The 24296-nt window shown below is 44.3% G+C and carries 19 protein-coding genes; 1 reads left to right on the top strand and 18 read right to left on the bottom strand.

Annotated elements, in window-relative coordinates; translation table 11 throughout:
* The first annotated feature begins 408 nt into the window (after nt 1-408).
* Nucleotides 409-1716 (top strand): threonine/serine ThrE exporter family protein, encoded by a 1308-nt coding sequence (locus tag QZL64_RS07980; RefSeq protein WP_226974287.1) that lies wholly within the window; start codon nt 409-411, stop codon nt 1714-1716.
* Between the two features lie 376 nt (nt 1717-2092).
* On the opposite strand, the gene trxA is transcribed toward QZL64_RS07980, so the two are convergent.
* The 18 genes from trxA to ftsY form a co-directional block, all read right to left on the bottom strand.
* A complete protein-coding gene (gene trxA / locus QZL64_RS07975; RefSeq protein WP_021841472.1) occupies nt 2093-2413 on the bottom strand; it encodes a thioredoxin in 321 nt (106 codons plus the stop codon).
* Between the two features lie 96 nt (nt 2414-2509).
* The gene (locus tag QZL64_RS07970) at nt 2510-2881 is read right to left on the bottom strand and encodes a CoA-binding protein (RefSeq protein WP_021841471.1); all 372 of its coding nucleotides are present in this window, start codon (nt 2879-2881) and stop codon (nt 2510-2512) included.
* A 26-nt stretch (nt 2882-2907) separates the two neighbouring features.
* Nucleotides 2908-3993 (bottom strand): tRNA glutamyl-Q(34) synthetase GluQRS, encoded by a 1086-nt coding sequence (gene gluQRS / locus QZL64_RS07965; RefSeq protein ID WP_021841470.1) that lies wholly within the window; start codon nt 3991-3993, stop codon nt 2908-2910.
* Entirely contained in the window at nt 3990-5960 is a 1971-nt protein-coding gene (locus QZL64_RS07960; protein WP_021841469.1) for an ABC-F family ATP-binding cassette domain-containing protein, read from the bottom strand. Before QZL64_RS07960 ends, gluQRS begins: the two co-directional genes overlap by 4 nt.
* A gap of 39 nt (nt 5961-5999) precedes the next feature.
* Complete coding sequence (locus QZL64_RS07955) at nt 6000-7190, bottom strand: type II secretion system protein GspD (protein ID WP_021841468.1); 1191 nt, start codon at nt 7188-7190, stop codon at nt 6000-6002.
* A 26-nt stretch (nt 7191-7216) separates the two neighbouring features.
* The gene (locus QZL64_RS07950) at nt 7217-7972 is read right to left on the bottom strand and encodes a hypothetical protein (protein ID WP_021841467.1); all 756 of its coding nucleotides are present in this window, start codon (nt 7970-7972) and stop codon (nt 7217-7219) included.
* A 16-nt stretch (nt 7973-7988) separates the two neighbouring features.
* A complete protein-coding gene (gene galE / locus QZL64_RS07945; RefSeq protein WP_021841466.1) occupies nt 7989-8975 on the bottom strand; it encodes a UDP-glucose 4-epimerase GalE in 987 nt (328 codons plus the stop codon).
* Between the two features lie 94 nt (nt 8976-9069).
* A complete protein-coding gene (locus QZL64_RS07940; protein WP_021841465.1) occupies nt 9070-10509 on the bottom strand; it encodes a glucose-6-phosphate isomerase in 1440 nt (479 codons plus the stop codon).
* Between the two features lie 223 nt (nt 10510-10732).
* Nucleotides 10733-11473, bottom strand: a complete 741-nt coding sequence (locus QZL64_RS07935; protein ID WP_021841464.1) for a ribonuclease H1 domain-containing protein — start codon at nt 11471-11473, stop codon at nt 10733-10735.
* Nucleotides 11474-11502: 29 nt separating this feature from the next.
* Nucleotides 11503-11991, bottom strand: coding sequence for a Cys-tRNA(Pro) deacylase (gene ybaK / locus QZL64_RS07930; RefSeq protein WP_021841463.1), 489 nt, complete (start codon nt 11989-11991; stop codon nt 11503-11505).
* Nucleotides 11992-12141: 150 nt separating this feature from the next.
* Complete coding sequence (locus QZL64_RS07925) at nt 12142-13140, bottom strand: nucleoid-associated protein (RefSeq protein ID WP_021841462.1); 999 nt, start codon at nt 13138-13140, stop codon at nt 12142-12144.
* Nucleotides 13141-13245: 105 nt separating this feature from the next.
* Nucleotides 13246-13845 carry a rubredoxin-like domain-containing protein gene (locus tag QZL64_RS07920; RefSeq protein ID WP_021841461.1) on the bottom strand — a complete coding sequence of 200 codons (600 nt, stop codon included), beginning with the start codon at nt 13843-13845 and terminating at the stop codon, nt 13246-13248.
* Nucleotides 13846-13932: 87 nt separating this feature from the next.
* Nucleotides 13933-14853, bottom strand: a complete 921-nt coding sequence (locus QZL64_RS07915) for an NAD-dependent epimerase/dehydratase family protein (RefSeq protein WP_021841460.1) — start codon at nt 14851-14853, stop codon at nt 13933-13935.
* A gap of 4 nt (nt 14854-14857) precedes the next feature.
* A complete protein-coding gene (brnQ, locus tag QZL64_RS07910) occupies nt 14858-16207 on the bottom strand; it encodes a branched-chain amino acid transport system II carrier protein (protein ID WP_021841459.1) in 1350 nt (449 codons plus the stop codon).
* 155 nt (nt 16208-16362) lie between these two features.
* Complete coding sequence (gene uvrC, locus QZL64_RS07905) at nt 16363-18198, bottom strand: excinuclease ABC subunit UvrC (protein WP_021841458.1); 1836 nt, start codon at nt 18196-18198, stop codon at nt 16363-16365.
* Nucleotides 18198-21053, bottom strand: a complete 2856-nt coding sequence (gene uvrA, locus QZL64_RS07900; protein WP_021841457.1) for an excinuclease ABC subunit UvrA — start codon at nt 21051-21053, stop codon at nt 18198-18200. The genes uvrC and uvrA overlap by 1 nt, the downstream gene beginning before the upstream one ends.
* A gap of 65 nt (nt 21054-21118) precedes the next feature.
* Complete coding sequence (gene uvrB, locus QZL64_RS07895) at nt 21119-23332, bottom strand: excinuclease ABC subunit UvrB (protein ID WP_156704587.1); 2214 nt, start codon at nt 23330-23332, stop codon at nt 21119-21121.
* Nucleotides 23333-23771: 439 nt separating this feature from the next.
* The coding region (gene ftsY, locus QZL64_RS07890) for a signal recognition particle-docking protein FtsY (RefSeq protein WP_296309476.1) at nt 23772-24296 on the bottom strand (525 nt) is incomplete at its 5' end.

Raw genomic sequence — 24296 nt, 5'->3', positions numbered from 1 at the left:
GCAGCCTCCACTTTTTGGGATACAGCAGGGACCACTATTTGATCCTCTAAAATCTCCATATTCGGTGCACCGACTCTTTTGAGTACGCCAACTCCTAAAACAGAAAGACTATAGTTTTCAGTATTCCTTTACTTCATACGATTGCAGTCTTTTTTCATCATTTATGATAATTATCTATATCAGTCAAAAATAATGCTTGCATCTGCTATACTATACTTAGACAGATAAAAGGATTAAATTAAGCCCCTTACATGCTTACTGATAGAAAGGACTAATTCTATGAGCATAGAGAAAACCCCTCATACGACTCACGGCTCACGCTCTCACGGAACTACACGGTCGCGCAGTCATCAACATCAAATAAAACATGATAAACACTGCTCCCGAGGTCCTTCGGAGTTTCAAATTATGTGCGAACCTTTTGTAGCCATTCACCGCAAAATGGAACTCCTCCTTGATTACGGTCAGTTGCTCATGCAAAACGGCGCTAACACCAATCACATTCAACGTGATATGATGCGCGCCGCCTCTTACATGGGCATTCCACCTCAATTTGTTCATATTCACATAACCTATATGACCTTAATGTTGAATATAAATGACGAAAAACACTCGTATACGGTTTTTCGCAAAACACCGTTACACGGTGTGAATATGACCATTCTTTCAACCCTTTCTAAATTAACCTGGAAGGCCATTGAAAATAATTACAGTCTTGATGAATTCGAAGATCATTTGAAAACGATTAAGGCCGCACCGCCTAAATATCCGACGCCCCTACTCGGTCTGGCAGCGGGTCTTGCGTGCGGTGCTTTCAGCATTTTATTCGGTGCCACTTGGTTAGCCGCTTTAGTAACCGTCATCTGTGCGGTCATCGGTTTTATAACCCGCTACATTTGTCATCACTATCAAATCAACTTTTATTTTGGCATCGTAGCGGCCTCCTTTGCCGCTACTTTTACAGCCAATCTGATTAATACAACCTTTGACTCAGGCAGCATCGTATATGCTATGGTCAGTTGTACCCTCTTTCTGATTCCCGGCGTTCCTCTGATCAACGCCGTAGACGATATGATTAATAACCATATTGTATCCGGAATGACCAGGGCCATGCATACGCTTTTAATTGTTAGCAGCATGTCCGTCGGTATCGCCATGGCTCTATATTTCGACCACGTCTCCACCTTTACCCACCTAAATATTACACCGGTTGTAGTAACACCGATTCAGGCCATCGCCGCTGCAATAGGTGCGGTAAGTTTTGCCACTATTTTTAATACACCTTATCGGCTGCTTTGGATAATCGCTATAGGCGGTACCATCAGCGTCATTACACGAAATATACTCATAGTTGATTTCGGTTTTACCATCGTTGGCGCCAGTTTTGTGGCATCCGCTATCATTGGTTTGCTAGCCTTAAAAACATATAAATTATTGCGAACGGCGCCTTTGATTTTATCTATTCCGTCCGTAATTCCGCTGATTCCGGGCGTACTCTTATATCGTTTCTTGTTCGGCTTACTGACTATTAATTCCCTTACACCGGATAACCTGCTATTCGCCTTGCGCAGCGGGATTACCGGGGTCTTCACAATAATTTGTATTGCCATCGGCGTAGCCATTGCCCATATTATTGCCAGAAGTTATTTGGATCGCAAAAAGGAGATTTCTTTGCACAAAGCGCTTCGCGAACGGCAGAAATCGCTCTCGGAATAAAAATTGCCCGCCTCAGTTCTCAACTAATGGCACTCGGCTATTAACTGTTTAAGAATAAAAAATAGCACTTTTATAGGCTTGGTTTTTCTACGAAAAAAGACCCTATGGAGGCGATATATTTTTTATATAGAATTATCATACAGCAACAGCCGTAGTGCCATTTTAGTTCGAGATTCTACGACACGAGCAATTTTTATTCATATCGTGACCTTCTTGCCGGAAACAAGAAGCGCCTTTGAGGCAAAGAAATCGGGAGTGGAGGAATATGGGGGATATAAAAAATAAAGGACTGTGCTGTTTTAGGTAAAAAAAAAGGCGCTCACGATTTGTGAACGCCTCTTTCGCATAGTTTGGATTACTATTTTTTGTTATTAAATTATAACTGAGCTTCGATAGCTGCTTTTAATTCGTTTTGTGGAATGTAACCGATTTTACGGTCTACTACTTCACCGTTTTTAATAATAGCGAATGTAGGCAATACTTCAATGCTGAATTCTTTAGCTAATTCTACAACTTCGTCAGTGTTAACTTTAGCGAATACAACTTTGTCGCCCAATTCTTCAGACAAAGCTTCGAAAATTGGCATCATGCGTACGCAGTAACCGCACCATGGAGCCCAGAAGTCCACGATTGCTACTTCTTTAGAAGTTACGGTATCTTTAAAGTTTGCTACTGTTAATTCTGTTACGTTTGCCATAGTTAAATAACCTCCTAAATCAACAAATTTACAAATTGTTGAAAATAAATATCAATATATGTGTTAATTATATTAAACTACAAATTTAGTTGCCGGTCAAATCTGAACTAAAACACAGTCCTGAATAACTTCAAAACCAAGCTCATTGGCCTTAGCCACTACGGCCGGTTTATCAGCGCCCGGTTGCAACCAAACTACCGAAATCCCCAGCTTTTGGCAATCCTCCAAAGCCTGTAAACCTACAGCCTCGGGAACAACAAAGTCCACTACTTCGGGAACTTCCGGTAAATCGTGAAGTGACGCATAACAAGTGGCGCCATCAATCTCATTTACATTAGGGTTCACCGGATATACTTTGTATCCGTGATCACGCAAACAAGCGTATATTTTATAGCCGAATTTTTCTTTACGGCTTGTTGCGCCCAGTACTGCCCAAACTTTTTTAGTCAGTGCTTCTTTTGGTGTCATCCTATCACCTCAACTCTCTATATTCATTATATCAAAACATCGAAATTTGTCAATTTAATTTGAGGTTTTTTTAGATAATTATTATCAAGACTACAATTCAACAAAGTTTCCCATGTGAGCCCTCCGAATTTGTCTGTTTGAGATGATGAAACTAGTCCTGCCGCCAATGCCAAATGCCCTAAAATCATAGACGCACTATAGCCGCTCATTCTCAATTCACGCAAGGTTATACTCTGCTGCCTTTTTGATAATCGATAGCCTTCCTCATCAACAATTAACGGCGCATGTGCATAGTGCGGTACCTTGGCACCCAGGCACTCATAGAGCCACAATTGACCGGCCACAGCCGGTAATAAATCATAACCGCGCACAATATGGGTAATGCCCATGGCTATATCATCCATAACAACGGCTAAATTATAGGCGAACATGCCGTCAGCGCGACGAACAATAAAATCATCTTGCGCCGGAATAAGTTCTTCCCGCTGCGAACCTTGCCAAAAATCAGTAAATTCATACAATCGTGGTTCTACTTTCATGCGCCACGAAGGATTCTTCCGCTCACCTAAAGTCTGCCGTTCCCCTTCACTCAAGTGGCGGCAACGACCATCATAATGAGCAATTCCTTCATGACCATGCGGAGCCGATGCAATGCTCTGCAAGCGCGCTCGATTACAGTAACAGGGGTACACAAGCCCCGATTCTTGCCATTTAGCAATCTGTGCCTCATAGAGAGGATACCGTTCACTTTGCCAATACGATTCATGGGGACCGCCTACGCGTGGGCCTTCATCCCAAGTCAGGCCAAACCATTCTAAATCATCCAGTAAATCTCCCCCATACTGTCTTTTAGCGCGCTGTATGTCGATATCTTCCATGCGCAAAACAAAGGTACCTTGTTGCTGTTTCACCTGTAGCCACGACAGCATGGCAATCCACAAATTACCTAAATGAAGATGTCCCGTCGGGCTTGGCGCAAATCGTCCTTTCATAGGACTAATCAGTGTATCACTCATAGAACTAATCAGTGTATCACTCATAGGCCTAATTGTCGTACCATTTGCTGTATCAACATTACCGCCATTATCTGTGTCAATTACGATGTCACTCATTGTGCCAATTGCTCCCAAATTTCATAGAGTTCAGCCAATCTTTTATTGGTAGCTTCCATTTGAGCCGCCGTTTCTGCCATGGCTTCCGCATCTTCCTGTAAAGCGGGATTTTGTATTTGAACTTCGTACATTTTCAGCGTAGCTTCCAAACGGGCAATTTCGGTTTCCGTTTCTTCCAATTTCTTGGCTTGCATATAGGAGTTTAGCTTTTTATCTCCGGAACCTTCGTTACCACTTGTACTGCCGGTATTTTTAGCTTCATTCGAATCCACCCTGTCGGTCGAGTTCGTATCGTCATTATTGTTGCTGTTGCGTTTATTACTGCTCGAACGTTCTTTATTTTGACCACTTTGTTCAGCTGCCAAGGCGGCCAAATCCTGCTGTTCTTTGAGCTTCGCCTTATAGTAGCTGTAATTGCCAAGGTATTCTTCCACGCCTTCCGGCTCTAACACCAAGGTCCGTTTGGCCACTTTATCCAAGAAATACCGGTCATGGGACACAACCAGTAATGTGCCGGTAAAGTTCATCAAAGCCTCTTCCACCACTTCGCGCGTCGGAATATCTAAATGGTTGGTCGGTTCGTCAAGAATTAAGAAATTATTGCCTTGTAAAAACAAAATCAATAAACTTAAGCGAGCCCGTTCACCACCGGACAAATCACGAATTTCCTTGAAAACGTCATCCCCTTGGAACAAAAACATGCCCAGTACATTACGGGCTTTTTCCTCACTATAGTTAAAATGACTCATAATTTCATCAATCGGCGTCCAAGCAGGATGTAATTCTTCGTGTTCCTGTGAAAAATACCCCACCGATACACGGCTGCCGATATCGATAAAACCCGCTTCCGGTGTCAATTCACCGGTAATAGCTTTTAATAAAGTGGATTTTCCGGCGCCGTTCGGCCCGATTAAGGCCACCGCTTCCCCGCGACGAATCATAAAGGACACATCCTCTACAATATCGCGCTCGCCGTAGGATAAAAATAACTCTTCCACCGTCAGCACTTTATCGGCGCTGAATTCCGCTTTAGGAAATCTAAACTTCAATGTCTGTGAAGTTTCCGGCGCATCCAAACGCTCCAAACGATTCAACTGCGACTGGCGGCCTCTGGCCATTTTAGATTTAATCCCGGCGCGGTACTTATCGATATACTCTTCCGTTTTGCGAATATATTCCTGTTGCTTCTCATAGGCGTTTTGCTGCGCCTTATGTTGAGCTTCACGCTGCTCCACATAACGACTGTAATTACCACGATAGCTGGTTGCCTTATGATGCTCCAATTCAACAATACGCGTCGTTACACGATCAAGGAAATAACGGTCATGGCTGATAATTAAGATACCGCCGCCGTAAGAGCTCAAATAATTTTCCAACCATTCCAACATATCCATATCCAAATGGTTAGTCGGTTCATCCAAAAATAAAAAATCAGGGCGCCGAACTAAAGCTTTTGCCAAATTAATACGTGTTTTTTGCCCACCGGAAAATTCAGACACAGATTTCGTTAAATCTTCATCGGAAAAACCAAGGCCGTAGGCAATGCGGCGACTTTGGGCCTCATAATCATAACCACCAAGCCAATCTAAACGGTCCTGAATGCGGGCGAGCTGTTTGAGCAAACTTTCATCATGAGGATTCGTTTCAAGCTTCGCCGATACTTCCTGTAATTGTTGTTCCCAATATTGCACATCGGCAAAGGCTTTTTGAATTTCAATAGCTAAACTGTCGTCCCCTAAATTGATATCCTGCTGCAAATAACCGATTGTAGTAGCACTATCTTTGACAACCTGACCTTCATCATATTCTTCAATGCCCAACAGGCATTTCATGAGCGTCGATTTGCCAGCCCCGTTAGGGCCCACCAAGCCGACACGCTCACCATGTTTTATTTCAAAGGATACTTTGTTAAACACTTGGCGCACGCCAAATGATTTACTTAATCCTATTACGCGGATTTGTTCCATCCTCTAAGCCTCCGTTCAATCATATACTCTTCTATTATATCATAGAGGAATGTCCGTTGGCGCCTCCACAGTGTCAGCTTTTACAAAAATACACAATTCAACACTGTCCTTGGTCTTACGGGCATGTTGAAATAATTTTCCCAATAAAGGAATATCGCCGAGGAGCGGAATTTTTGAAAACTGTTTCCCTTCTCGATTATCCATAAGGCCACCGATGACGAGGATTTCGCCGGGCTGTAAGTGAACCCTCGTATGTGCCTCGCGCGTGGTAATACGATAAGCTTTCAGTTCCGAAACCATGGCGGGACTGCTCACTTCCGCATGAATATCCGCTTCAATACTGTTATCTTCCGTCACAAACGGTGTGCACGTAAGACGAATCCCCGCCTCTTCATAGCGTGTAGTGATGCGGCTTTCCGTGCCGTCTTTCACCTCTTCCAGCACGGGAATCCGGTCCCCTATTAAAATCTTCGCTTCTTCACCATTCACCGCCATAATAGAAGGTCTCGCAATTAAGACTGTTTTATTATTTGTTTGCTGCGCACTCAATTCCGGTTTAAACCAAAATGTATAAGGCGTACCTTCCGGAGCTCGACCAAATTGAATGCCCCCATAAGAGTTTGTATCATCCTTATTACGCCCGGTCAAACTCTGCCAGGACCATTTTATGCCCGTTTCTTTTACAAAATTATGCTCAATGGCTACAACGGCTACTTCTAAGCGAATTTGTTTGGGGCTTATATCCAGCATGGGTAGAATATCATGAACCTGTCGCAACTGAGCCGCCGTGCCATAGACCATAACCTGATTACTTCCTTTTACCACCTTGATATTCTTCTCCGACACAATGGCAACCAAGGCATCGCCTAAGGCCTTCGGCGAAATATGTCGAGGTGTTAAAACTTCGGCCACGCGCGCATCTTTATCCCCCATGCCTTGACCATCCACAATCCAGAGCCCGTCCGATTCATACAAACTGAAATGCTTTATCGCCGCCAAGCGCTTTATTGCGGCAATACCGCTTGTTTCATTAAGGCGTATCGATACGGTTCCTTGCAACGTTTCCGTACCGGTAATGGCAATGCCCTCACTGCGTGCGATGGACTGCACTAAACTACTCAAATTGCTGTTATTTACCGTCATAGACAAAGCGGCCACCGATTCGCCGCAAAGATGAAATTGTACGATAACAGCCAAAACTGTTAAAACCCTTAATACGCTAACTAACATCCCTATATTACTCCCTTACCCCAGACTTATTCCACATATAACCAACGACTGCCACCGGCGCCACTTATTAAAACTGCATGGTCCGCTATCTGTTTCACTGTCACACCACGCGGTCCCTCGCCAACACCATAGCAACCTTCGCTGCCATCGTTTGTCAAAATCGCCATCGGCGTGGGGCCCGTGATAATACCGGTGACTTTTATATCAGTCATAGATTTTTGCCGATTCCCATAGCTCCCCTTACTTTCCGTACCGGATCCGCCGGTATAAGCCCCGCCACTGCGACCATAATTGTTACCACTATATTCGGCATAATTATTTGTGCGCCGGCCCCTATTAGAACCATTCACATATGAAGTGTTGAATGTATCAGTTTGCCCATAACTATTACCTATACCGGGATTTCCCGACCTTCCCTTTTGTGCGATTTGAGGCGCACCGGCTATGACTGTGCTATCCTCATTTAACAGCAAATGCGTAAACGGATCATCTAGCGGGTGACCTCTTAAAACACCGGCTAAGCTAATTACCGGTGCTACAAATGTACCTTCGTTTTTACCCTTCCCAATAGCCCCGCCACGGCCTTCTTTAGCGTCTAAACTCACAGTTTTAGACGATGAATCAGGTGCCGCATTATCCGCTGCCAAATCACTTACCCTTGTCCACTGAGATGTATATAAACCATAGAGGCAAACGAGGCAAAATAAAAAGACCGCCCCGTACAAGAGGCGACCTTTCTTAATTAATAAATTTCGCATTTCTTGTAGAGACAGTCTATTCATAATATCACAGTCCTTATTATTTTTTATAACCGTTTGGATGGTTTTTGTGCCATTGCCAAGCATCACCGATAACCTGGGAGACCTCGCTGTGGGTCGGCTTCCAGCCTAAAACAGTTTGCGCTTTTTCAGAAGACGCAATCAAAGTGCCCGGATCACCGGCACGACGTTCGCCGATAACAACCGGGAAGTCTACGCCGGTTACGGATTTAGTGGCATCTACAATTTCTTTTACACTGAAACCATTACCGGTTCCCAAGTTAAAATAATTAGATTCACCACCGTCGCGCAAATATTCCATACTGAGAATATGGGCCGAAGCTAAATCGGTAACATGGATATAATCGCGCACACAAGTGCCGTCAGCCGTATCATAGTCAGTACCGAAAATTGAAATATTGGCGCGCTTGCCTAAAGCAGCTTCCAAAATGAGGGGAATCAAATGTGTTTCCGGGGTATGATCTTCACCGATTTCACCGCTTTGGTCGGCACCCGCTGCATTAAAATAACGCAAAGCCACATAGCGCAGACCGTAAATATCACTATAATCGCGCAACATTTGTTCAATCATGAGCTTCGTACGACCGTATACATTAGTCGGAGCTAAACGTGCATCTTCTTTAATCGGTACAACTTCAGGTTCGCCATAAACGGCGGCAGTAGAGGAGAATACAAAATATTTGACACCGGCTTTACGGACAGATTCAATGAGACGGAATGAACCTACTACATTGTTTTCATAATAAATCATAGGATCTTTCATGGATTCGCCAACCTGTGAATGAGCCGCAAAATGCATAACCCCTTCAATGCCTTTAGCCTTTAATACATCGGCTAAACCGGCATCAGCAATATCCATATTAATAAATTCAACGCCTTCCGGCAAAGATTCTACATGACCACGCGATAAATTATCCAAAACAATTGGCGTATGACCTGCTTTTTGCAAAGCTCGCACAGTATGACTGCCGATATAGCCGGCTCCACCGGTAACCAAAATTTTCATAATAATCCTCCCTAAATCGAAACTGCCACTGCTTGCCGCAACCTTTAATTATGTCCGCGAACGGGAAAGGATCGGCAAAAACTACATGACCTGATTATTTTTCCGCTTGATGAGCTGCCAATTTAGGCCCCAACAATTTTTTATACACTTCAACGCCCGGCTGATCAAACGCATCTACACCGGCCAATTGACCTTCGTAGAAAATAGCCCAGCAAAGCATAAACATAAATTCACCTAAATGATAGGCTGACAAGGTCGGCAATTCATAAGTTACATTGAAGCGCTTATCGCCTGTTAAAGCTTCGCTGTTAGCTTCTAAAGCAGTATTTAAAATTACCCCTAAGTCCAAGCCACTGAATGCTTTAAGCGGTTTATATTCATCGTAAGTATGAGGCACAATCGCTTTTGTTTCCCAATCTTTTACTTTTACAAAAGACACGATTTTGTTCAAGCGCCCTTCTTGATGTTCCTGTGTCTGTGCATGCATATCCGTAGTTCCCACCGCAACTACCGGCGTGCGACCGTAACGGCCGTCAGTTTTCGGCTGATGTTTACCTAATGATTCAGCTAAAAGTTGTACATACCATTCAGCCAAGGATTTCAAAGAATCGCCGTAAGGCATCATGATTTCAATAATACGGCCGTATTTTTCAGCAGCAATATATTTCAAAACTGCATTCAACAAAGCCGGATTCTTAAGCAAATCGCCACCCTGACAGGCTTCATCCATGCCTTTGGCTCCGTCTAAAAATTCACGAATATTGAAGCCTACCACGGCACCGATAATAAGACCTACTTCCGTAAATACGGAAAAACGTCCGCCCACCCCATCAGGCACAGCAAACGTCGGCCAGTTCTGCTGAACCGCCAATTTATGAAGCAACGTTTCTTTTTCATCGGTACGAGGATCCGTAACAGCTACGACTTCCACTTTAATACCGGCCGCTGCCAACGCTTCTTGCACCACCATGAAATTGGACATCGGTTCAATGGTAGACCCGGACTTAGAAATTAAAATGAGCATTACCGTATAAGGAGATCCTTTATGGGCCGCACTGCGTTTTAACGTTTCAATCAAATCATTAGTGCGATGAGGATCCACATTATTGCCACTGAAGTATAATTTTGGATACCCGTCGCGTTCCGCTTCGGATTTCTGATTCCAAAATTCACCGCAATGAACATCAAAGAGTACTTTACCGCCTAAATAAGAGCCGCCGATACCGAAGCTTACTACGACATCTACAGACTCTTTAGCATGTTGCCCCAAGTCTTCCAAACGTTTTAAAACTGTTTCGTTATTAAGATTTTTATCTTCAATATACGGCAATTGCGGGAATAATACAACTTCCGGCTGACCGTCTTTAGACAAATGGCCTTCCACAACGCCTGTAGTACGTACGCGAACGGCCGCTTTTACGGCATTGGCAATAGAATCGAAATAAGTATGAACATCAGCTTCGGTTACGCCCCAAGCTGAAAATAAATTAGTATAATCAAATATAAAACCGGATGGTAAAATGATTTTTTTCATTGAAACTCCTCCTTTAAACCACTCTTCTTATTGTACCGTTCTATAAATTATGGCGCAATAGAAAAACTGAAGAGCATCATACATTTTATTCATAACTCAATCAACTTTAGCCCCATTCATACCTTAAGCAAATATAACTTTTCAAAGTTAAAAGTCTAATACCTTTATCCTCTACCTATACCATGAGAATGCTGTATCCCGAACAATTTCAACTCAGTTGAACTTATAATTCGATTACCTTTTTGGTGCCTGCTTTAGCTAATTCATCGGCTTTTTCATTATAGGTTACACCCGTATGAGCCGCTACCTTGTGAAATACTGTTTTAATAAGGCGACGGCTGTTTAACATAAATTCCGCATACTGCTGTGTAAGCGGATTATTCGCCTTCCAACGTCCCGTAGCCCACATTTCAATGCCCATATAATCATAGTAAATGTGAATTTCTTTAGCTTCCTTAGCTACAGCCCACTCAATGACATGCATGGCCCCTAAAAGTTCACCCGCCACATTCCAATAGGCCGTATATATTTCTTTATCGGTACCGTATGAAAACGTTTCTTCTTGCCCCTCATAGAAAATAACGCCGCCGGTGCCGACCACTTTGTTTGTTTTGTCAAAACTTCCATCAATAAAGGCTACCGCGCTTTTTGCTCCTAAATCAGCAAAAATAGTATCCGAGGCATTGGAATCCTGAGCCGATTTATTGCTTACGCCCGTACCGGTAGCTCTGCGACGACGCGGCGTACGGCGCTGACTGGCCTTGGCGGTAGCTAAATATTCTTCCATGGACATGCCTTTAATAGGCGCAATATCTTCCTCCATAAAAGCTTCCGCTTCCTGTTTTGACATAAAAGATTTGTAAATGGCACCACCATAGCCCTTTACTTGGCGTTCACAAGCCGCCCAAGAATCATAAATTCCCCGCACTCTCCCCTCTCTTACGGCATAATACTTTTTACCCATATAAGCTCCTTGTTCTAGAATAACTGCAATCAGTTCATCGTTAATGTTTCGAAATGAGCATTTACTACTGTCTGTAAATCGTTTGGATTAACTTTAATCTGCATGCCTCGCAAACCGGCACTTACATAAATCTGATCAAACGTTGCCATGGTCGCATCAAAATAGGTGGGAAATAATTTCTTCATCCCCACCGGCGAACAACCGCCCCGCAAATAACCGGTAAGCCCCAATAAATCCTTCACAGCGATAAGCTCAACTGATTTATTGCCACTCACCCGTGCCGCCTGTTTTAAATCCAATTCAGCGGCAACAGGAATACAAAACACGACCGGCCCCGTCACATTGCCTTTCCCCACCAATGTTTTGAAAACCTGTGCTTCCGGTAAATGCAGTTCTTCTGCTACATGGACGCCTGCACCACGTCCTTCTTCCCATTCATAGGCTAATACTTCATAACCGATTTTATGCGTGTCCAGCATGCGCATAGCATTTGTTTTTTTATGCTCTTTCTTACTCACGACCATCGTTCCTTTTTTATTTTACTACAGTTTCATTTAAAATATTACTACAAAACAGCTGAAAAACAGCTGAATATTTATGAAATTTTTCGCATTATTTATCAAATATAATTATGAATTATAATTATTTATTCAAATTTTTGCTTATTGTTACTTGTTCAATATTTTATTAATGTTTTTAAGTTCTATACGCAAAGTTCCGTCAGGATTCGTCACGATTTCAATGAATTCACTGTTTTGCATATATTCAACGGGAAAACTAATCTCAATTCCCGTGTCAGTTTTTATTTTATGCTTTTCCCCTACCTTGGCGGCAAATTCACGATTTACCGGCAAAGGTCGTAACATATCCTGCTCTGCCAATGCTTTTTTAGCCGCTTCTTTTTGTTGCGGCTGATTGGCAAAAACCGTATCCACAATGGTTTCCGGATTCAACGTATCGGATACTTCCGCATTTTTGGAAATCATGGAGCGAACCTTAACCAACTCTTCCACGCCATCGCCCTCATGCGCTTTAGCCACCTTATCCACGATGCGTCGCACTTTGGCCACCGTATCACGGGATGACGGATTCGTACCGATTTGTAAAACTTTATCTCCTAAAATATAAACAGCTTCACCGTCATATTCACCTTTTGGTTCAAACAGACGCACCGAAAAATCCTCTAAATCAATAGCACAAAATGAGCGAAGCTTTTGGGTCGGACTCGGTAACACCGCTCGATTCGGAATCAATTCCGTAGTTAAAGTGCCGTCTTCTTCATTAAACAGTTGGTGCGTATACGCATCATGGGCCTGACAAAGGAGAATACATAAATAGCGATGATTTTCAGCCGCTTCACAGATAATTGTATCAATAATAACCGGATCCGTCGCCTGTTTCATATAATTGAACATCGTTTCGCCCAATTCCTTGCCTAAGGTGGTAATATCGGTAAGACCGTCGCGATATTGCACCAACATTTGACCTAATTTACTCGTCTCATTTATATAGCCCGTTCTAAGTCCCGGGTCTTTAATCCCCTTAGTTACATGAGCACTGACATAGTCCTGTAAGGCTTCCTCGCCCATATTCAGTTCATTTTCCGAATAAACGGCTAAAGAAGATGAAAAATCAAGAATTTGTAATACAGCCCGATTGATTTGCATATTTGCTCCTTAGTGGATAAAAAAGTGTCTTGCCTCGTATTTAACAACACGAAAACAAGACACTCCAACGATATTTAATGCATTTTACAATGCATATGATTAAGTTTAGCCTTGTACGTATGGTCCGAATAAACCGGCAAACAAGTGAGAACCTTTTTTGCCCAAAATAGCGGCACAAAGCGATGCTAAAGCACCTATGACGGCAATAACCAGTGCATTGCCTGCGGTGACATTATACGAATATGCCACATAGGCCTGTATCAGCGTCAGGGCGAAATACACTACGGATAAGTAGATTTTGAATTTTAAAACCGGCGCTGTCGTTGTTTTATAACGAAGTTTACCGCCAATATAACCGGAAATACCGCCAATTAATACCAATAAAGGCATTACGAGACAAACCATCATAGCGAAATCGAATAAACGGTAGCCCAAGCTGTAAGGCACGAGTAAACCTAAAATAGGCAAGCCCACAGTTAAAGCGGAACCGGCAATCGGAAAATGAACCGCAATCGGATGCAAATGTAAATCCAATAAACGTTTACGGGTAGGATTCAATTTGCGTGGTGTGTATTCAGCCCAAACGGTTTTCGGAAAGCCGCAAGCCGGGCATGGTTTATCCGCATTATCGGCTGTTTCGATATAGCCGCACACACGACAAATTATATACTGAATCTTTTTCTCTTCTTGTTTTTTTGTTTCCATGTCAATCTCCTCACAAGAACAACTACTTCTCTTACCATTGTACCATAATCTCTATTTATTCGACTACAGTAAATCACTCATTAATAATTACTTTTTATTATGAAAGTATTCATAGGTCGTTGTCAAGCCTTTATCTAATTTAACTGTAGCTGATAAACCTAATTCATTTATCATTTTTTTTGTACTTAATAACGAGTGTTTGATATCCCCTTGCCGTGCCTCTTCGTAGTGCACGTTAAATTCATGGTCCACAATTTTTTTAAATTGTGCTACCAATTTATTCAGCGAAGTACCTCTCTCGGTACTCACATTGATAACCCCCACAAGGTCCGGTTTATGCAAAGCCGCCATATTAGCTGCCACTACATCGTCTACATAGACGAAATCGCGAGTTTGTTCACCGTCACCGAATATACTTATATCTTTATGAGCCTGTAAACGTTCACAGAAAATACTGATTACGCCGCCTTCACCGCCATTGCCTTGACGCGGTCCATACACATTTGCATAGCGAAAACAGATGTAAGGTAAGCCGAATGCTTCATGATAAATGCGCAGATAACTTTCCGTAGTCAATTTGGTAAGTCCGTAAAACGAGGACGGCTGCCCCGCCATCGTTTCTGTGAGCGGTAATGTATCGAGATCACCATATACGGCGGCTGACGAAGGCATGATAATTTTTTTTACTCCCACGCTGCGGCAAGCATTAAGCACATTAATGAGTCCCAATAAATTAACATCACAATCAAATGCAGGATCTTTCATTGATTCCGGCACCATTGTCTGAGCGGCTTCATGAAATACATACTCCGGTTTAAACTCGGCCATTTTAGCGGCAAGTTCTTTATCGCGAATATCCATTTCCACGAAGTCAGCCTTAGAATTTACAAAATCTCGACAACCGGTACTTAAATTATCTATAACCATTACCTTGTGCCCTTCATTAATGAGAGCATCTACAAGATGGGAACCGATAAAACCGGCCCCGCCGGTCACGCAAATATTCATTACCCTAACCTCCCTTAGTTTTTACAACTGCTATATAAATAAGACCCAATACAAAGCCGATAGCGGACGGCACTACCCAGCCCATACCTAAATCAAAGAACGGCAACATCTTATATACGCCTACAGTTTGCTGTACCCAAGCTGCTTGCCCTAAAAATTCAGGCAAAGTATTGAGCATATCACCGATAGCCGCAATCAAGGCAAATACTGTAGTGATGAAATATACAGCTTGACGACCGTTAAAAAGCGGTGCCAAGAATGTTAACAAAATAATGGTAATCGTCAACGGATACAATAACATCAAAATAGGAATCGCCAGCGATATAATCTGAGTTAAGCCTACATTACCGATTAAGAAAGAAATAATAGCGAATGCATAGGCATATTTTTTATAACTGATGGAATTCGGAAATAAATCGACGAATGTTTCCGAACATGCACAAATAAGGCCTACCGCCGTTTTCAAACAAGCCAAGGTTACGGTAATTGCCAATAATACGGCACCGATTGGTCCGAAATAATAATGGGCAATTTGTGCCAACGCAATACCGCCGTTAGCGGATAAGGCGAAAACGCCGAGGCTGGAGGCACCCACGTAAGCTAAGAATGCATAGATAATGGCCATCAAGACTACCGTAACGATACCGGCTTTTACCATGCCCGCCGCAATATCCTTAGGCTCGGTAACACCTACGCTCTGCATGGCGCGGACTACGATGATACCGAAGGCTAACGCCGCCAAAGCATCCATCGTATTGTAACCTTCCGTAAAGCCTTTGAAGAACGGCATGGTCAAATAATCACCGCTCACCGGTGCCGTCGCCACGGATCCCATTGGATTAATCAAGGCCACTACCAAGAGAATAGCCAAGAAGATTAAGAACAACGGATTTAAAATTTTACCGATGTAGGTCATTAACTTACCCGGGTTCATGGAGAAAAACAGACCCAAGACGAAGAACACAAAGGTAAAGGCCGCCAAGGCTACCGTCTGCATATCATCACCGATATACGGTGCCAAGCCGATTTGATAAGAAACCGTGGCCGTACGCGGTAAAGCAAAAGCTGGCCCTATGGTTAAATATAAAAGAATAGTAAATAATTTCGCATAGGTCGGATGTACGCGAGATGCCAAATCAAATAAACCGTTACTCCGTGAAATACCGATAGCAACAACACCTAAGAACGGCAAGCCAATGGCCGTAATAAGAAAACCTACCGTAGCCGGCCACATGTCGGCCCCTGCTTCCTGCCCCATATGAACCGGGAAAATCAGATTGCCTGCGCCGAAGAACATACCGAACAACATTGAGCCAATAACTATGGCTGAACTTACTGACAATTTTCCTTGCAAGATAGTACCCTCCTACCGAATGGCAGTTGCCATTACTCTACAAAATATAACACTACCGTAAAACCCAACACAAAGGATACACTGCCTGAAGCCAAGCGCTGACAATGTATCCCATATGTTACTTACAATGTTACTTATAAAATCCGCTATAACTGCTAGCGGTCTCCTTCAATGGTAGCACGCTTTTCATCTTTAGACAAACGGAAAAATCGATACACTTCCGCCGCCGTTTTTTGATTCATTCCCGGCACGGCTGCCAATTCCTCTTCCGTAGCCGCCTTAATACCTTCTAAATTGCCAAAAGCCTGCCACAATGCTTTACGCCGTTTTGGTCCGATACCTTCAATATGATCCAGAATCGACTCCAAATTGCGCTTGCCCCGTAATTTACGATGATACGTAATGGCAAAGCGGTGAGCTTCGTCACGAATTTGTTGCAATAACTGCAATTCCGGCGAATGATGAGATAATATGATACTTTCCGACTGACCTTCCACAAAAACTTCTTCAATTCGTTTAGCCAGCGAAATAACCGGCACATCCGTCACACCGACTGCTCTGATTAAAGGCAAGGCTGCGTTGAGCTGCCCCTTACCGCCATCGATGATAATTAAATCCGGCATAGGCCAATCCGTTTCATTGCCGTAACGGCGTTCCATAATTTCAGCCATGGATTTAAAGTCATCCGGTTTGCCCTGAACCGTCTTTAATTTAAAACGACGATATTCCTTCTTCGCTGGTTTACCGTCTTCAAAGACAACCATGGAAGCCACCGTTTCACTGCCCTGCGTATGGGATATATCGATGCATTCCATACGTTCCGGGAGTCTCGGCAAGTCGAGGACTTCCGCCAATTTCTTAACGGCGCCGCCGCTCTTATCCAAATCATATTGCCATTGACGACGACGCTCTTCCAGGAAGTTCTGGGCGTTTTCCGCCGCCATCTTAATCAAATCATGCTTATAACCTCGTTGTGGCACCGAAACCTCAACATTTTGGCCCTTCATTTCGGTGAACCACTCCACAAAGAGTTCCCGTTCTTCCGTTTCATAAGGCAACAATACTTCTTTTGGCACGAATGTGGTGCCGCCATAGTATTGTTTTATAAATTCCGTCATAACCGTAGCGGCGTCATCACCTTCATTTTTAATGAAAAAGTTTTCACGCCCCAACATACGGCCGGAACGGATGAAAAAGACCTGCACACAGGCCATGAGGCCTTCCATGGCGATACCGACTACGTCAATATCACCGCGTTGGGTTACCATGCGCTGTTTTTCACGAAGCTTTTCCAATGCCTGCAATTGATCGCGCAGTTGAGCCGCCTTTTCAAAATCAAGCTCTTCCGCCGCCGCTTCCATTTGCTGCTTCAATTCGCCTAAAAGAGGAATCGGTTTACCCTCCAATACCTGTACGATTTGATCGATATAGGAGCGGTATTTTTCCGGTGATACCAAGCCTTGACAAGGAGCCTCACAATAACCCAAATGATACTGCAAGCATGGTCGCGGTACATTCATATTTGAACAAGTGCGCAAGGGGAAATGACGGCGGAACAATTTTAAAGTCTGATGTACGGCCGTCACATCCGTAAACGGTCCAAAATACTTGGCCCCGTCACGCACCATGCGGCGCACCATGAGCACCCGCGGATACTCCTCCTGCACCGTCACCTTCACATAGGGATAGGTCTTATCATCGCGGAGCATAATATTATACTTCGGATGATGTTCCTTAATGAGCGTATTTTCCAAAATTAACGCTTCCATTTCCGTCTTGGTCTGAATGACCTCCACATCAACGGCGCGTCGCATCATGGCTGTTACCTTTGGAGCCCGATTGATATCATTGCGCACATAGGAACGGACGCGATTGCGCAGATTTATGGCTTTGCCCACATAAATGATACGTTTATATTGGTCCCGCCATAAATATACGCCCGGCGTGGTCGGCAAATGGCTGATTTTCTCCAATACTTCTTCCGTAACCATTATTGACCTGCTTTCTTAGCTTCATCCATAAATCGTTTTGTTTTTGCCAAAACAGGCCCCAAGAACTTTCCGGTATAACTGCCTTCCATTTTGGCGATTTGTTCCGGCGTGCCCGTACCGACAATGGTACCGCCGCGTACGCCCCCTTCAGGACCTAAGTCGATAATATGGTCCGCCGTTTTAATAACGTCCAAATTATGCTCGATAACGACTACTGTATCGCCGGCGTCAACTAATTTTTGTAACACATCGAGCAGCTTGCGAATATCTTCCGCATGCAAGCCCGTTGTCGGTTCGTCCAGGATATATAAAGTCTTACCCGTACTGCGACGAGCCAATTCGGTAGCCAGTTTTACACGCTGTGCTTCACCACCGGACAAGGTTGTCGCCGGCTGGCCCAAACGAATATACCCCAAACCTACCTGTTGTAACGTTTCAAGCTTGCGATGGATTTTCGGAATGGATTTAAAAAACTCAACTGCCTCATCCACCACCATATCCAATACATCGGCAATGGATTTACCTTTATATTTAACTTCCAAAGTTTCCCGATTATAACGAGCTCCTTTGCAGACTTCACAAGGCACATACACGTCCGGTAAGAAATGCATTTCAATTTTGATGATACCGTCACCGCGACAAGCTTCGCAGCGACCGCCACGGACGTTAAAGCTGAAACGCCCCTGCTTATAGCCCCGCATTTTAGCTTCCGGCGTTTGACTGTACAATTCACGAATGGAATCGAATACACCCGTATAAGTGGCCGGATTGGAACGCGGCGTACGTCCGATCGGACTCTGGTCAATATTGATGATTTTATCGATATTTTCAGTGCCGCGAATCTCTTTATGAGCCCCTACCTTGTGATAGGAGCGATATAAATGATTCGCCATGCCCTTGTAGAGAATCTCATTAATTAAGGTGGATTTACCGGAGCCGCTCACACCGGTTACCACCGTGAAAACGCCAAGTGGGAATTTTACATTAATATTCTTTAAGTTATTTTCCGAGGCACCGCGAATTTCCAACACATTGCCGTTGGACTTGCGTCTGGTTTCCGGCAACGGTATAAATTTACGACCGCTCAGATACTGCCCTGTAATGGAGTTTTCATTGGCCATTACTTCCTGAGCCGTCCCTTGGGCGATGATCTCCCCTCCGTGCTCACCGGCGCCCGGTCCGATATCTACCAAATAGTCGGCCGCTAACATGGTGTCTTCATCATGTTCCACGACCAATAAGGTATTACCGAGGTCACGAAGACCCTTCAAAGTCCCGATTAAGCGATCATTATCGCGTTGATGGAGACCAATAGACGGTTCGTCGAGAATGTATAAAACGCCTACCAAGCCTGAACCGATTTGGGTAGCCAAGCGAATACGCTGAGCTTCACCGCCCGACAAAGTTCCGGCATTACGATTCATGGTGAGATAATCGAGACCCACATTATTGAGGAACATGAGGCGTGCTTTGATTTCTTTTAAAATCTGGTTACCGATAAACTGTTCGCGCTCCGTAAGCGGCACGGTATCAAAGAAGTTCACCGCATCACTGATGGTGAGCTGCGTCACTTCGTTGATGTTTTTATCGCCTACGCGCACGGCTAAGGCTTCCGGTTTTAAGCGGGCACCGCCGCAAGTTTTACATGGTTTGATGGACATGAATTCTTCAAAGGCTTCACGCATAGAGTCGGTAGAAGCTTCGCTGTGACGACGTTTTACCATAGGCAAAATACCTTCGTACTCCGTGTGGAACGTCTTTACTTCACCGCGCATATTTTCATACTCGAAGGTTACTTTATCGGTACTGCCGTTCATCACCATTTGTTGTAATTTCTTCGGTAGTTCATTATACGTAGCCGATAAATCATAGCCATGAGCCTTCAATAAACCTTCCAATTGACGCATAAACCATGCATTCGGATTGGAACTTAAAGGCAATACGGCGCCGTCCGCAAAAGACACATCGCCATCCGGAATTACCCGCTCTTCGTCCACTTCCATGGTGCTGCCGATACCCAAGCAGGCCGGACAAGCACCGAACGGGCTGTTGAAGGAAAACATGCGCGGCTCGATAGCCGGTAAAGAAATATGGCAATCGGGACAGGCAAAATGCTGGCTGTACATATGTGACGGTCCATCCACTTCCTGCACCACCACAATGCCTTCGCCCCATTTGGCAGCTGTTTCCATGGAGTCTGATAAACGGCTCTCAATGCCTTCTTTCACTACCAAACGGTCAATCACGATTTCTATATCATGCTTTTTAGTCTTTGCCAATTCAATATCTTCGTCCAAGGTGCGAATATCACCATCTATGCGGACACGGGCAAACCCTTCTTTGCGAAGACGTTCCAATAATTGCTTATGTTCCCCTTTTTTGCCGCGCAATATAGGCGCCATAATGAGCAATTTAGTGCGTTCCGGCAAGGTCATTACGTCATCGGCCATCTGCTCGATAGATTGCTGCGTAATTGGCTTACCGCACTGCGGACAAAAGGCATGGCCCACACGAGCAAACAATAAGCGTAAATAGTCATATATTTCCGTCACTGTCCCCACCGTAGATCGAGGGTTGCGACTGGTTGTTTTCTGATCGATAGAGATGGCCGGTGACAAACCTTCAATATAATCCACATCCGGTTTATCCATTTGGCCCAAAAATTGACGCGCATAGGCCGACAAGGATTCTACATAGCGTCGCTGCCCTTCCGCATAAATCGTATCGAAAGCGAGCGACGATTTACCGGAGCCGCTAAGCCCGGTAATGACAATAAACTTGTCCCGTGGCAAGGCCACATCTATATTCTTAAGGTTATGCTGACGCGCCCCTTTTACTATAATTTGTTCTTTCACGATAACCTCCCGATTATCAAATTAACGGACAAATAGGCAAGACAGAATGCCTTGCCCATAAGTTCCTATTTTTTACGACGTACATCCTGTAAGTCAGACAATTGCTGCCTTAAAATACCGAGTTCATCACGAAGTTCGGCTGCTTTTTCGAATTCAAGCTGTTTAGCGGCCGCCTTCATGAGACGCGTAGTTTCTTCAATCTTGTTAAATACATCTTCCACGGTTAATTCCGGTGCCGCTTCATAAGTAGCGGTGCCATCAGCCACAGCTTGTACCCCTTTAGCCTTGCCTGACGTTTTGGCGCCGCCTTTATTACCCGCTTTAGCGCCTGTTTTGGCAGTGCGCCCTTTTTTAGCGGAAGCAACAGCCGCTGCGCCGTCATCGTAGCCATCATTTTTACCGCGACCGGTGCGCTTAGCACTACCGGCCTCTTCTTCTTCCAATTTAGTCAATTCAATCAATTCTTTAACTTCTTTATGAATCGATTTTGGCGTAATATTGTGTTTCTTATTGTAGGCGTTCTGTACTTCACGACGGCGTTCCGTTTCAGTGATTGCCCGATCCATAGAACCTGTAATACGGTCCGCATACATAATAACACGACCATTTTCATTACGCGCCGCACGACCGATAGTCTGAATCAAAGAGGTATCACTGCGGAGGAACCCTTCCTTATCCGCATCAAGAATAGCCACCAAGGAAACTTCCGGCATATCCAGACCTTCACGAAGTAAGTTAATACCCACCAACACATCAAAAACACCGGCCCGCAGGTCACGAATAATATCGGCACGCTCAATGGTGGCAATATCGGAATGTAAGTAGCGCACACGAATGCCCACTTCTTTGAGAAACTCCGTCAAATCTTCCGCCATTTTCTTCGTCAATGTCGTTACGAGGACACGCTCATTCTTAGCGGCCCGCACTTTAATTTCGCCTAACAAATCATCCATTTGCCCTTTAATGGGACGCACTTCAATAAGCGGATCCAATAAACCGGTAGGACGAATAATCTGCTCCGCAATATTGGTCTGCACTTCCATTTCATACGGGCCCGGTGTAGCCGATACGTATACAATCTGATTAATTCGCTCTTGGAATTCTTCAAACTTCAACGGGCGGTTATCCAAAGCGGAAGGCAAACGGAAGCCATACTCGATTAAGTTTTCCTTACGAGCCCGGTCGCCATTATACATGGCCCGCAATTGTGGAATCGTTACATGGGATTCGTCAATCAAAATCAAAAAATCATCCGGAAAATAATCAATCAACGTATACGGTGCTTCCCCCGGTTTACGATTGGATAAAAGGCGGGAATAGTTTTCGATGCCTGAGCAATAGCCCATTTCCTGCATCATTTCAATATCGTAACGAGTTCGTTGCTCCAAACGCTGGGCTTCCAGTAAACGGTCCCGTGATTTAAGAAATTCCAACTGCTCCGCCAATTCTGTTTCAATACGCTCAATGGCGAGTTGCAATTTTTCACGGGTCGTTACATAGTGAGAGGCCGGATAAATGGCCACATGCTTGCGATCGGCAATTACTTCACCGGTCAAAACATCCACTTCGGACAAACGGTCAATTTCATCGCCGAATAATTCAATGCGAACGACTCGTTCACTATTGGCTGCCGGAAATACTTCTATCGTATCGCCGTGGACACGGAAAGTACCACGGGTAAAATTAATATCATTGCGACTGTATTGAATATCCACCAGTTTTTTCAAAATATCGTCACGACTTCGTTCTTGCCCCAAACGGAGCGATACAACCAAATCGCTGTAGTCTTCCGGGTCACCTAAGCCGTAAATACAGCTTACAGAGGCCACAATAATCACATCGCGACGCTCAAACAAACTCATTGTAGCCGAGTGACGCAATTTATCGATTTCATCGTTAATGGATGCATCTTTTTCAATATATGTATCGGTTGACGCAATATATGCTTCCGGTTGGTAAAAATCATAATAAGACACAAAATATTCCACCGCATTATTGGGAAAAAAGCTTTTAAACTCACTGCATAATTGCGCAGCCAAGGTTTTATTATGAGCAATAACTAAAGTCGGTTTTTGCACGCCTTCAATTAACTTGGCCATGGTATAGGTTTTACCCGTACCGGTAGCCCCCAACAGAACCTGTGCCCAGTCGCCGTTATTGACGCCCTGCACCAACGATTGAATGGCTGCCGGCTGATCGCCCATTGGTTCAAAAGGTGCTTCAACCTTAAAAGGAGTCATATTACCTTCGTAATTACGATGAATATGTGGATGTGCCATATTATTACCTTCTTCACGCATGAGGCGTTCTGCTTCGGCCTGAGCCATGGCAGCTTCTTCCGCTCTCACCTTTTCGATATGCTCTTGCAAACGTTGCTTTTCCAATTCATTCATTTCCGTGCGTTTACCGTCAGCTTCTTGAATGGGTGTATCCACACCTTCCAAGACTTCAATCAATAAGGCTACGGCTTTTTTATCAAGCCCTTCTTTATTGGCAATCTCAGTTGGTAAAATCCACTCTTCCGGCGTAAAATGTTCGATGCGATCATTCAATTGATTCCAATTTTGAAGCATCAAGCGTGTCACCGGACGATACATTTCATTGCCGATGTAAGCCAATAAATCGCCTAATGTATCCAGCGCTTCGGATGGTGCGCCGAAATGATTAGCTATATTTTCAGCCCGTGCATAAGCTACCAACTCAGCACGGCTCATTTGATTATTCATTCGTACTCATTCCTTTATCAAACAAGGCATTGGCAAATTCTTTCGCATTGAATGGTTTTAAGTCATCAATTTTTTCACCGATGCCAATCCAACGAACGGGAACCCCCAGTTCTTCTTTAATGGAAATTACGACGCCCCCTTTGGCGGTGCCGTCTAATTTAGTCACAATAATACCGGTAATCGGTACAGCCTGGCCGAATAATTTAGCTTGGCTAACCGCATTCTGACCGGTGGTGCCGTCCAAAATCAATAGGGTTTGATGCGGCGCTCCCGGAACCTGACGGTCTGCTACGCGGCCGATTTTCTTCAATTCTTCCATCAAGTTGGTTTTTGTGTGCAAACGGCCGGCTGTATCGATAATCACAATATCTGCATTACGTGCTTTCGCCGATGCCAAGGCATCGTATACGACAGCGGCCGGATCGGCCCCTTCCTGATGTTTTACGATAGGCACATCGGCTCGTTCCGCCCAGATAGTGAGCTGTTCGGAAGCGGCTGCACGGAACGTATCGGCTGC

The sequence above is a fragment of the Veillonella sp. CAG:933 genome (assembly GCF_000431435.1).
Classification (GTDB): Bacteria; Bacillota; Negativicutes; order Veillonellales; family Veillonellaceae; genus Veillonella_A.
The sequence above is the reverse complement of the archived record's forward strand: the minus strand, read 5'-3'. Positions and strand labels throughout refer to the sequence as shown.